The organism is Sphingorhabdus sp. (assembly GCF_046596595.1).
In the GTDB taxonomy this organism is placed as follows: Bacteria; Pseudomonadota; Alphaproteobacteria; order Sphingomonadales; family Sphingomonadaceae; genus Sphingorhabdus_B.
In genome coordinates this window covers 86,149-97,726 of the sequence record NZ_JBKJMB010000024.1, presented here as the reverse complement: position 1 = coordinate 97,726, position 11,578 = coordinate 86,149, and the positions used below count along the sequence as shown (strand labels likewise).

Below are 11,578 nucleotides of genomic sequence, written 5' to 3'. Positions count from 1 at the left end.
AATTGAAGCAGTTAATGCCGATCAGATATTGCGGATCATTGATCTAGCGCGGCAGCAATATGATTATGTCGTCATCGATTTGCCGACCAATTGGACAAACTGGGCGTTGTCACTGGTCGCCCGTTCGACCGCCATATTCCTGATTGTTGAGCTTTCTGTCGGAAGCTTGCGTCAGGCAAAGCGCCAGCTGCAACTGCTGAACAGCCAGGGTATAAGCGGTTCGCACGTTCATGTGGTTGCCAACCGGGTCGAAAAACGCCTGTTCAGGGCGATTGATCTGGAGTCTGCGTCGCAGGCTCTGGGGCATCCTGTAGAATTGAGCATTCACAATGATCATCCGTTGGTACGGGCGGCGCACGATCAAGGGGTGTTGATCCAGCAAATTCGCGCCAAGAGCAAGATTGTTGGTGATATTGCTGCGTTCCTGCCGCGTCTTGGGCTTGAGGTGTAGATATGTGGCAGATCCGAAAAGGCGATGAGGGGACGGTTCCGAAAGCGAACGGTTACGACGTTTCAAATGATGCCTCTGGTGAAACGCTCGATTATATCAATCTGAAGGTGGAGCTCCATCGGCGTTTGATCGATTTGATCAACCTGTCGGCGCTGGAGAAAATGACTCGCCCGCAGATTGAGACTGAAATTGGCGAACTGGTTCATGAGCAGCTGGCGCTCCAGAAACATGCGCTGAACCAAGAAGAGCGCAAAAGGCTTGTCGCCGACATATTGGATGAACTGCTTGGCCTTGGGCCACTTGAGCCCTTGCTGCAGGATCAGTCGATCACTGATATTCTGGTAAACGGCCACGATATTGTGTTTGTCGAACGTAGCGGCGTGCTTGAGCGCGTTGAAACGCGCTTCAAAGACGAACGCCATTTGCTACGGATTATTCAAAAAATAGTTAGTGCGGTTGGTCGACGGGTGGATGAATCGTCGCCCTTTGTTGATGCGCGTTTACCCGATGGTTCGCGCGTGAATGCAATCGTTCCCCCACTAGCGGTCGATGGCTCTTTGCTCTCCATCCGTAAATTTGCGAAAATTCCGATCAGCATGGCGAAGCTCGCCGAATATGGGAGCGTCCCGCCAGCTATCGCAGAGGTGCTTCGCGGTATTGTTCAGGCACGACGCAATGTTCTGATATCGGGGGGTACAGGTTCAGGTAAGACGACGCTCTTAAATGCGATGTCTTCGTTCATTGATGAGCGCGAGCGAGTTGTCACGATCGAGGATTCAGCCGAGCTTCAACTTCAGCAAACGCACGTGGCGCGTTTGGAAACGCGCCCGCCCAATATCGAAGGCAAGGGTGAAATTGGCCAACGCGAACTCGTTAAGAACGCGCTTCGTATGCGACCTGACCGAATTATCGTCGGCGAAGTCCGGGCTGGTGAAGCTTTCGACATGCTTCAAGCTATGAACACCGGCCATGACGGGTCAATGACTACCGTGCACGCCAACACCGCACGCGATGCGCTTTCGCGACTAGAGCAAATGATCGGGATGAGCGGGATTGATATTTCGCCGCGGTCCGCCCGTGCCCAGATCGCTTCTGCGCTACACGTCGTTATCCAGATTGGCAGACTTTCCGACGGCCGCCGCCGCTTGCTCAGCCTTTCCGAAATTGTCGGGATGGAAGGTGAGGTCGTCACCATGCAGGAAATTTTCCGCTTTAAGATGATGGGACGTGACGAGAATAATCAGGTTATCGGACATTTCGAGGCCACTGGTATCAGACCCAAGATGATGGACGAACTGTCGTCGCACGGTATAAATCTGTCGCCCGACCTGTTCCGTCCAGACAGGGTTGTTGCGTAATGAACCCAATATTCACGCGTCTCATCATCCTCATCCTTGTTTTCGTGGCGGTTTTCCTCTTGGCTGAACTTGCCATTTCGGCTTGGCGTCGCCGGTCAACGGGAACCCGTGCGATTAACAAGCGCCTGCGCATGATCGAAGGCGGGATGGACCGTGAGATTGTCACCTCGCAGCTGCGCAAATCTCAGCCGCTAAACTTTGCGCGCGGAAACGGAATAGTCGGCAAAACCCTTCAAAGTATTCAGCAGTCGGTCATCGCAAGTGGCGTGGCCATGCCAGCGCATCAAATTATGCTGGCAATGGCCCTTGCATCAGCGTTGGTGGCCGTGTTGGTAATTATTGGTGCAGCTGTTGCCGGATACACCATTAACTTTGGCAGTGTGCAACTGGCGTTGGTGGTGGGGCTTTCAATTGGTCTTGGCATTCCGTTAATTATATTATCGCGCATGGCCTCCAAGCGGCGACAGAAAATGCAGGAGCAATTTCCGGTTGCGCTGGACATATTCATTCGGGGACTGCGGTCGGGACATCCGGTGTCCTCTGCGCTTGATCTGCTGACAAAGGAAATGGAAGACCCGCTGGGTTCTGAATTCGGTTTGGTGCTGGATGAGGTGGCTTATGGCGCGGATTTGCGCGATGCGCTTCAATCAATGGCGGACCGTTGGGGCCTCGACGATATCCAGATGTTCGTGGTTTCTTTGTCCGTGCAAAATGAGACGGGCGGAAATCTTGCAGAAATTTTGCACAATCTTGCATCGGTCATCCGGGAACGGGCGAGCATGTATATGAAGGTGCGCGCGCTCAGTTCCGAGGGCAGAATGACAGCCCTCGTTTTGACCGCTTTGCCGGTTATGACGATTTCCGGGCTGTTCCTCCTAAATCCATCCTTTTATCTGGACGTGGCACAAGATCCGATCTTTGTTCCGGGCTTTTTAGGGTTGGTTGTTTTGTACTTCATCGGCTTTTTTACCATTCGCCGTATGATCGATTTGAAGGTTTGATATGCTTGGGGGACTGACACTTACTGGACCACTAAGACTAGCGCTTCTGGCGCTGGTTTTTATCATTGTGGTCGCCATGGTAATTTTGATGATAAACGCACTGGCGCGGCGCGCTGCGACGCGCACGCGTCTGAACGAAGTTCGTGGAGAGCAGACCCGTTTGACTGACCCAACGAGCCTGCGCGGCGACAATATGGCTAAGGGTTGGTACAAGCTCACCGAAATCATCGAAAAAACGGGTATTTCGCTTGTCGATACGCAGGGTGAAAGTTTGCGTGCACGGTTGGTAGCCGCCGGCTATAACTCACCCCATGCCCCCAAGGTGTTCACTGCACTTCGTCTTGGGATGCTCGTTATGTTGCCAGCGTTTTTCGTTGGCCTGATATTTTTGAGCGGGACTGAAGTATCACCCTTCAAACTATATCTTGTTGGGGTCGGGTTGGCGATATTCGGACTTTATGCGCCCAACCTTTTCATCTCGGCAAAAGCGGATCGGAGACGCGAAGCGATCGTTAACGGCTTCCCCGATAGCTTGGACCTTATGCTGGTGTGCGTTGAAGCTGGCCTAGGCATGGAAGCCGCGTTCGACCGCGTTGGACGCGAAATGCAAAATTCGCACCCGTTGGTGGCACACATGTTGTCCATCGTGACGCTTGAACTGCGCGCCGGGGCAACGCGCGAAGAAGCCTTGCGCAACATGGCAAATCGCACGCAAGTTACCGAAATTCGTTCCTTTTCAACGCTGCTTATTCAGTCAGACAAGCTCGGTTCGAGTATCGGCGAAACGTTGCGGGTCTACGCATCTGAAATGCGCGAAAAACGACGGATGCGCGCAGAAGAAAAAGCACACCAACTGCCTGTGTTGCTTTCTATACCACTGGTGGCCTGTCTGCTTCCAGTGATGATCGGTGTTCTTATGTTGCCAGCGATCATCCGTATCGTTCGTCAGGCACTACCAGCATTAAGCGGGGGATAGTAAACATGCATATCTCAATGACGAAATGCGCTTTGGCGGGATGTGCCACCTTCATCGTCGCAGGTTGCGCTTCTCAGCAAAACATTGCGCCGCAATACCGGCTGTCAGCGCCGTCGGCTCAGTTGGCTGAAGGGTCCTCAATGCTCCAGCGCGGTCGGGCGCAATTGGACGCTGGTCTTGATGCCTTGGCTATTGAATCCTTTCGGACGGAAATCAGGTTCAATCCGGATAATGTGGATGCGTATAATGGATTGGCGGTAGCATATGGCCGCATTGGACGTAATGACCTTGCGCAACGCTATTTCGAGATTGCGCTTTCCAAGGACCCCATGAATGTAAAGGTGCAAGCAAATCTTGCAAAATTGCCCGGAAACGAAAATTTAGAGATTAGGCAGGCAAGCGCATTGCCGTCGGCAGGACCTGTTGAGCCGGTTGCGATTACGGCTGATGCTGGTGTTGTTTTGGAGGATCGTTCAATCGCCAGCCTTGAGCTGCCTGCGTTCGCCGAACTACCCGTCTCAATCGCGCAACCTGACGGCGCGCCTCCTGTCGAAATATTGTCAAAACGTGGAGTTTTGTCTGCACGCTTTGCTGTTGCCTCGGCGGGCATGACCATTGCTCATGTTGATAGCATTTCGGCACGGGCAGGCGCACCTGCCCGACCTGTACAACCACCAGCGACCCCCAAAGAGCCTCCCATGCCTTTTATTCAGCCCGAAAATCGAGCTGGCACCCGGCTCGAACGGATTTCGCTCAACGAGGTGCGCTTGATAACCCGGTCCATGAATGCTCCAATCCGCCCTGAGCCGACAAGGAGCTTTGATAATTTTGGTGCTCGGTTAGCCCTCTGGTTGCCCGCATATATGTCTGCCGAACAGGCTGCCAGCCGTTATCGCGGGGACGAGAAATATGTTGTAATGGCTTCGGCAGAGCGCACCGACACGCGGGCCAAGGTGACCGCTTCCACCAAGGCGGTGGACACGGAACAACCGGGATTCGTGTATATATTCCTGGCCGATGGCAACGGTGTGATCGGCACCTGAATCGCACGATGAAACAATTGGGTTTCGGCTTTCTGTTGTTGCTTGCTGCCGCACCTGCATTCAGTGCGCAGCCCCCCCGTTCGTCTTCGAATGCACAAATTCTCTATCTTCAGCATATCGATGCCGCAATCCGAGAGGGTAGGCTCACGCAAGCCGAGCAGATGATCGCTGTCCTTGACCAGTCAGGCGATACAATTTTCGCCGATGACCTTGCGCTGTTAAAGGCTGAACACGCCATTGCGCTTATGGACGCAACATCGGCGGGGTTGGCCTTAGCTAAAATTAAAGATCAGGATAGAAACATTTGCCGAGTGCACGCGGCAAAAGGATGGGTTGCCGCGCGCCAGAAAGCTTTTGACACCGCCATTGCTGCTCTTGCGACAACAACGCAAAATTGTTCCGATGATGCCGGAGCGTGGAATCTGCTTGGCCTGGCTTTAGTCGGCAAAGGGGAGGGGGCTGCTGCCCGTGACGCGTTTGCGCGCGCTATGGCCTTGGAACCCGGCAATGCACAAATCATCAATAATCATGCGCTCGCAAGCTTGCAGAATGGAAAAGTGGATGTCGCCTTGGTTGAATTGAACGCGGCGCTTGAACTAAACCCGGAAGACCAAATGATTTGGGCTAACCGCAACTTCGTCGCTGGGATGGCTGGCTTGGCACCGGTAAGGGCAGTTGGGGACAATGATGCCGCCTGGAGCGCCAAGCTCATTCAATTTGCACAAGGAGCCAAAATGGCGTCTCGAGGCCAACAGGCCACGGCGCTATTTTCGCGCGCAATGCTCTCACTTGAGCGATTTGATGAGGCCATTTGGTCTGAACTTAGTCCGGCCAAAGAAGGCAATCGTTGATGAACATTACGTATATTTTTATTGCCATCTGGTGCGCGACCCTCGTTGCGGCCGCCATTTCTGACCTGCGGGCCTTTCGCATTCCCAATATGCTCTCCGGAATTTTAATCCTGCTGTTTGTCATTGCCCAGATTATCGATTCCAGCGCCGTGTTTCCGTTGTGGAATATCGTGCATTTTGGGGTTGCCTTGATTGTCGGTATGGGTTTGTTCAGCAGGGGATGGATCGGTGGTGGAGATGCCAAGCTTTATGCCGCAACCGCGTTATGGTTTGCCACAAATGCTGCTATCGCGCTGCTGTTTTTTACGACAATTGCGGGCGGATTACTTGCCATATTGTATATCCTCGCGCGGCTGACCGGTCTGCGGAAGAATGTTCCAAAGAAAGACCGGCGGATACCCTATGGCGTTGCCATCGCTGTGGGCGGGGTTTTTACAGCCGCTTATGCGGGCTGGTTTTCGGTATTTGCAAACCTGCCGTAACAGGTGGCTAGTTTTTGCCGGTGCGCATACCTTCGCGTTTCACAATTAACTCTGCGCGCGAAGCCACGCCGAGTTTTCGGTACACGCTGTTCAGGTGAATTTTAACGGTACCTTCGGTCAGGGTGCAGCGGTCTGCGATCTGACGATTGCGCAATCCGAGGCAAACAAGCTCAACGATTTCCATTTCCCGTTTTGTCAACAGATCATCGGAGCGTACGGCCCTGCTCGGTTTATCAACCGAATATTGCAAGGCTGGTTCAGTCACACCGCGTTCAAACCACTTACCGCCCGCTAATATAGTATTCATTCCCCTGATGATGACTTCAGGATCACTATCTTTAAGAGCAATTCCTTTAATGCCAAGCCGCATCGCCTCGATTGTCTGTTCGGGATCAATGTGCACGGTGAGGAACATCGCCGGAATTTGCGGATAGTGCAACCGCATGTGGCGTAGCACTCGTAAACCACCACCACCGTGCATGGTTACATCAAGCATTGCCAGATCAGGACGAGCGGCATCGAGCTTTGCGATGGCCTCATCAACTGACAAAGCAGTATCTACTTGAAAATCATGTGTATGTTCTAAATACTGGCCAAAGCCATGTAAGAAGAACGGGTGGTCGTCTACTACCAGAATGCTAGTCATTCTCTATCTGCTGCATGGGAATACGGATCGACAAAAGCGTTCCTTTACCAAGCCCCTCCGCATATGCCTCACCATTTACGAGTCTTAAGCGATCACGCAATGAAGCTGATTTCATTGTTAATGCAGATTTTTCAAGCACCTGCGCCCCCTCCGGCGGTTGGCTTAGATCCGTGACCGCCATCATGAGTGCATCTTGCTTGAGCGATAGTGATACTGTCAAGGAATTGCTTTTGGCATGACGTACTGCGTTGGTGATGACTTCGCGTAACAAGTGCTCAATATTGAATGAGGATTCTGTATCGACGGGGATAGCAGGCTCATCGGACTTGAGCTTTACATCGATGCCCCATTGTAAGGAAATCGTACGCACGCAGATATCGATTTGCGATACCAGGTTAACGGTATGATCATCCGATTCACTTTTCTCTAGGAATCCCCGGAGGCGAGATTGCTCGAGCGTGACAATATCAACCGCCTTTCTAATTTCGAGCTCAATGGGTTGGCTGGTAACATCGTCACGCTTGGTGAGCAAAAGCAGACGCATGCGCAACGCTGCAAGCGTCTGTAGCACGCCGTCATGCAAGTCACGCCGTGCCACATCGTGCGCGTCTGCAATGAAATTTCGTTGGGCCATGGCCATATTGCCCAAGTAGCCAGTCATTTCTGTTATATGCCGGCTTATGAAAGACGCTTCGGCAATAGTTATCGCGTTCAGTGGGCCATCCAAGACGCAGATGATCCCACCTCGGGCGCGATCAATCTGGATAGGCTGGACTAACGCTGCCTTTACGTTCGCACGATGCAAAATGCGGGCGATCCGCTGTCCATTTTCATCAAGGGGGCACAATATTTCGGTGTCTGGCGAAAATACGCTATTCAGTTGAATATCAAATAAGCTGCAGCCATCTGGTAAGTTGCGAAACGATTCAATCAACTCATCGCGATCCTGATCACGTAACCAAATTTGCAAATTACAATCTGTAGCATGATACGCAGGTTGGTGGGCAGGGGTGTGAATAACACAGGCAGCTTTTCGGGGCGCAAACAAAGCTGCTATGGCATTGGTCCACGCTTGCAGGTCAAACTCAAGCGACTTTTCGAACGAAAGATTGCGAAGCGACGTAAAGTCGTAGTCAAAATTCTGGAACCGAGACTTTCGGTTTGCCCAAATGAGCAGCATGAACGCAACGATCAACAGTAACGGCCAATGCAGATATTCAGCCAACTCAGGGACCGAAGTGACAGTTGGCGTTCGGGTGCCATAAATTTGCAAAGCAAAGTCACGCAGCACAAAAGTTAGAGTGCTCACTACATAACCGAGTAGTACCCATTTGCTTGCGACCCCGACACTCAGGGCGATAACAGTGAGGCCAATTGCGAAGGCTATGCTGGCGCCCTCTACTCCGCGTAAAAGCATTATGGCTGCAATAATCAGGCAGGCGTCTCCAAAAATAATGACCCTTAGCAGCTTAGGTTGAAGCGGTTGGCCGCTGATGGACAGCAAGGTTGTTGCAACTGTCCAGCCAATCCAAGCGAAGCAGCTCCACTGGATTGCCGCTGCCAAAGCAGGTGCAGAAAATCCCGCTGAAAAACAAAGATAAACTATGGAGCACATCAGAATTCGAGAAATAGGCCAAGCCCACAATTGGACGTTGGGCGACACCCGTTGCGTTAACTGACCGATGGTACCGCCAGATGATTCCATAATGCGTCCTGATTATAACTATAGATATAACACTAGCGTTATATTTCTGAATTAAAATAACTAAAATAATTCAACATTCTTGCCAATCAATTGCACCCGTTGATTACTACAGCGGTAACGAAACGGTTTCACTATTCTATGGCCACCCGCTGGGTTGGCAATTCTGCCCGGTCGACATCACGAGTGCAGTTTTGTGTATGAAAGGAAAAAGGCAAAATGGCTAGCAAAACAATAGCATGCATGGACTTTGGTGCTTGTACTGACGCACCGTTTCCTTGCTTTCAGTTATGCGCATCTGCCGATTGCCCGCGGCCAATTTCGCGTCGTGCCTACTCTGCACCCTTGCAACGTTTATCCAGGACCGGACTATGGATTTCAAAATTAGCGATATTGCCCGCGGTACGGGTGCAAGAAACCTGACCGACACAGATACCTCATCGATTTAAGAAGGCGCGGCATCGGTAGAAGTCATTCAAGCAGGAAACATCATGCCGCTTTCGGCAGTTGGCTAGCCTGTATTTCCCTCTGTTATTGGGATCGCTGCATCCCAATCCCGTTTCCGCATCTGGTTAACGGAACAGGGCCCATTTTTAAGAATAAAGCCTCTCGGACACGCCAACTTCTCACGACGCTGTGCAAGCCCAACCTTCGAAATTCCAGATCACACAAAACATTGCTATGGTTGCCAAACCCCACTCCACGGCGTAGCGAAGTGGCATGCACAACGCGCCCCATTATGAAGAACAATATCTCTCGTTGATGCGACGGATTTGGGAAGACGGCACTGTTCAGAAAGACAGGACTGGCGTCGGAACAAAGGCACTTTTTGGCGCGACGATGCGCTTTTCGCTGGCAGATGACGCGATACCGCTGCTCACAACCAAGCGCGTTTATTGGAAAACCGCTGCGCGTGAAATGCTTTGGTTTCTGACCGGCAATACGAATATTCGTCCGCTGCTTGAGCAGAAAGTCAGGATTTGGACCGACTGGCCGCTTGACCGCTACCGCCGCGAAACGGGCGATGCGATTACGCCGGAAGATTTTGAGCAGCGCATTGTTGACGATCAGGATTTTGCCTACACATGGGGCGACCTTGGCCCCGTCTATGGCGCGCAATGGGTCAACTGGCCGCGTTATGAGGACGCTGGAAGCGGACTATTCCGCCGCGCCGATAAAGGCATCGATCAGGTGAGCCTGCTGGTTGAAAGCCTGAAGACTAATCCGGGGTCACGCCGTCACATTATTGAAGGATGGAATGTCGCCGAGTTGGACAAAATGGCGCTGCCACCCTGCCACAAGACCTATCAATTTCACGTAGCCGACAATGTTTTGAGCTGCATATTGTTTCAGCGGTCGTGTGATCTTGGACTTGGTTTTGCGTTCAATGCGTTTTCGGCTGCATTGCTGACAAGAATGTTGGCTGCCGTGTGCGGTTACAAGGCCGGCGAGCTCGTCTGGCAAGGCGGGGATGTGCATTTGTATTTGAACCATGCGCCTTTGGTTGAGGAACAACTTTCGCGCGTACCGCAGGGACATCCGAAATTGCGGCTGTTACGCACGCCCTCCAGCATTTTTGACTTTCGCATCGACGATTTCGAAGTGCTAGATTACCAACCGCAAGCCCATATTTCTGCGCCTGTTGCCGTATAGATCGACTTTAGGTCAGCTATGTTGACCTAAAACCTTGTTTGAAATATTATAACAAGCGTGAATAATAAACCGCCTGAGTCGTTCAGGCGTTTGGGAGCAGAGACGGATATGGTGCAAGCTATGAAAGATAACCTCGCGCCGCTGTCCCTGCATATCCCCGAACCTAAATTCCGTCCCGGCGATGTCGCTGACTTCAGCGATGTTATCGTGCCTGAAGTGGATGCCTATCCTCGCCCGGACGAGCATGTGCAGCCGGCAGACATTCATCCTTTGGCCTATGGCCTTGTCCGCGTTCTCGGGGATGATAACCACGCATCGGGCAGCTGGAACCCCGGTCTTGATGCCGATACGTTACGCGCTATGCTTCGTAAGATGCTGTTATTACGTGCATTTGACGACCGTATGTTCCGGGCGCAGCGACAAGGCAAGACCAGTTTCTACATGAAATCATTTGGCGAAGAAGCAACATCGGTTGCAACGACGATGGCATTGCATTCGGATGACATGTGTTTCCCGAGTTACCGCCAGCAGGGCATTTTAATCACCCGCGATTACCCGCTCGTCGATATGATGAACCAGATTTATTCCAACCGCGGCGACCATCTAAAGGGCCGCCAATTGCCGGTTATGTATTCGGCAAAGGAATATGGTTTCTTCAGCATCTCCGGCAATTTGACCACCCAATATCCGCAGGCCGTGGGCTGGGCCATGGCATCTGCATCACGTGCTGATACGCGCATTTCCGCTGTATGGTGTGGTGATGGTTCGACCGCAGAGGGTGACTTTCACAGCGCGTTGACCTTCGCAGCGGTTTACAATGCGCCAGTCATTTTTCAGGTCGTAAACAACCAATGGGCGATTTCGTCCTTCTCGGGCTTTGCCGGGAGTGAGCGGACGACCTTTGCCGCGCGCGCGATCGGCTATGGCATTGCCGGATTGCGTGTCGATGGCAATGATGCGCTCGCCGTGTACGCAGCGATGCAGTGGGCCGCCAACCGCGCGCGAACCAATGGCGGACCAACCCTGATCGAATATTTCACCTATCGCGGGGAGGGGCACTCGACCTCTGACGACCCGGGTGCATACCGCGCGGCGGAGGAATATGCGCTGTGGCCCTTGGGTGACCCGGTAACGCGTTTGAAGGACCATTTGATTGCGACTGGCGCATGGAGCGATGCGCAACATGACGCGCTGATCGCCGAGCTTATGGATCATGTGAAAGCCGTACAGAAGGAGTCCGAGAAAAACGGCATTCTGGGCCATGGCCTCCACCATCCGTTCGAAACGATGTTTGAGGATGTCTTTGAAGAGATGCCATGGCATTTGAAGGAGCAGTGCGCCCAGATGCTTGAAGAGCAAAAGGACAAATTTGGTCCCGAGTGGGAGGCACGCTGATGTCGGTCACAGCCACGAAA

11 protein-coding genes are annotated in these 11,578 nt (G+C 52.4%); 9 read left to right on the top strand and 2 right to left on the bottom strand.

Annotated elements, in window-relative coordinates:
• From ACLL9E_RS02405 to ACLL9E_RS02375, 7 genes are all read left to right on the top strand, one after another.
• On the top strand, positions 1 to 451 hold a 451-nt coding region (locus ACLL9E_RS02405; protein WP_411290147.1), incomplete at its 5' end, for a CpaE family protein.
• A 2-nt stretch (positions 452 to 453) separates the two neighbouring features.
• The gene (locus ACLL9E_RS02400; protein ID WP_411290146.1) at positions 454 to 1,809 is read left to right on the top strand and encodes a CpaF family protein; all 1,356 of its coding nucleotides are present in this window, start codon (positions 454 to 456) and stop codon (positions 1,807 to 1,809) included.
• Positions 1,809 to 2,810 carry a type II secretion system F family protein gene (locus tag ACLL9E_RS02395; protein WP_411290145.1) on the top strand — a complete coding sequence of 334 codons (1,002 nt, stop codon included), beginning with the start codon at positions 1,809 to 1,811 and terminating at the stop codon, positions 2,808 to 2,810. The genes ACLL9E_RS02400 and ACLL9E_RS02395 overlap by 1 nt, the downstream gene beginning before the upstream one ends.
• Before the next feature lie 88 nt (positions 2,811 to 2,898).
• Positions 2,899 to 3,786, top strand: coding sequence for a type II secretion system F family protein (locus tag ACLL9E_RS02390; RefSeq protein ID WP_411290144.1), 888 nt, complete (start codon positions 2,899 to 2,901; stop codon positions 3,784 to 3,786).
• Positions 3,787 to 3,791: 5 nt separating this feature from the next.
• Positions 3,792 to 4,829 (top strand): tetratricopeptide repeat protein, encoded by a 1,038-nt coding sequence (locus tag ACLL9E_RS02385; RefSeq protein ID WP_411290143.1) that lies wholly within the window; start codon positions 3,792 to 3,794, stop codon positions 4,827 to 4,829.
• Between the two features lie 8 nt (positions 4,830 to 4,837).
• Entirely contained in the window at positions 4,838 to 5,680 is an 843-nt protein-coding gene (locus ACLL9E_RS02380; RefSeq protein ID WP_411290142.1) for a tetratricopeptide repeat protein, read from the top strand.
• A complete protein-coding gene (locus tag ACLL9E_RS02375) occupies positions 5,680 to 6,162 on the top strand; it encodes a prepilin peptidase (RefSeq protein ID WP_411290141.1) in 483 nt (160 codons plus the stop codon). The genes ACLL9E_RS02380 and ACLL9E_RS02375 overlap by 1 nt, the downstream gene beginning before the upstream one ends.
• A gap of 7 nt (positions 6,163 to 6,169) precedes the next feature.
• On the opposite strand, the gene ACLL9E_RS02370 is transcribed toward ACLL9E_RS02375, so the two are convergent.
• The gene (locus tag ACLL9E_RS02370) at positions 6,170 to 6,808 is read right to left on the bottom strand and encodes a response regulator (protein WP_411290140.1); all 639 of its coding nucleotides are present in this window, start codon (positions 6,806 to 6,808) and stop codon (positions 6,170 to 6,172) included.
• Positions 6,801 to 8,513: a sensor histidine kinase gene (locus tag ACLL9E_RS02365; RefSeq protein WP_411290139.1), complete on the bottom strand. Its 1,713-nt coding sequence runs from the start codon at positions 8,511 to 8,513 to the stop codon at positions 6,801 to 6,803. The genes ACLL9E_RS02370 and ACLL9E_RS02365 overlap by 8 nt, the downstream gene beginning before the upstream one ends.
• Positions 8,514 to 9,230: 717 nt before the next feature.
• Here ACLL9E_RS02365 and thyA point away from each other — a divergent pair.
• Both thyA and ACLL9E_RS02355 read left to right on the top strand, forming a co-directional pair.
• Positions 9,231 to 10,163, top strand: a complete 933-nt coding sequence (thyA, locus tag ACLL9E_RS02360) for a thymidylate synthase (RefSeq protein WP_411290138.1) — start codon at positions 9,231 to 9,233, stop codon at positions 10,161 to 10,163.
• A gap of 120 nt (positions 10,164 to 10,283) precedes the next feature.
• Positions 10,284 to 11,558 carry a thiamine pyrophosphate-dependent enzyme gene (locus tag ACLL9E_RS02355; protein WP_411290137.1) on the top strand — a complete coding sequence of 425 codons (1,275 nt, stop codon included), beginning with the start codon at positions 10,284 to 10,286 and terminating at the stop codon, positions 11,556 to 11,558.
• Positions 11,559 to 11,578: the final 20 nt, after the last annotated feature.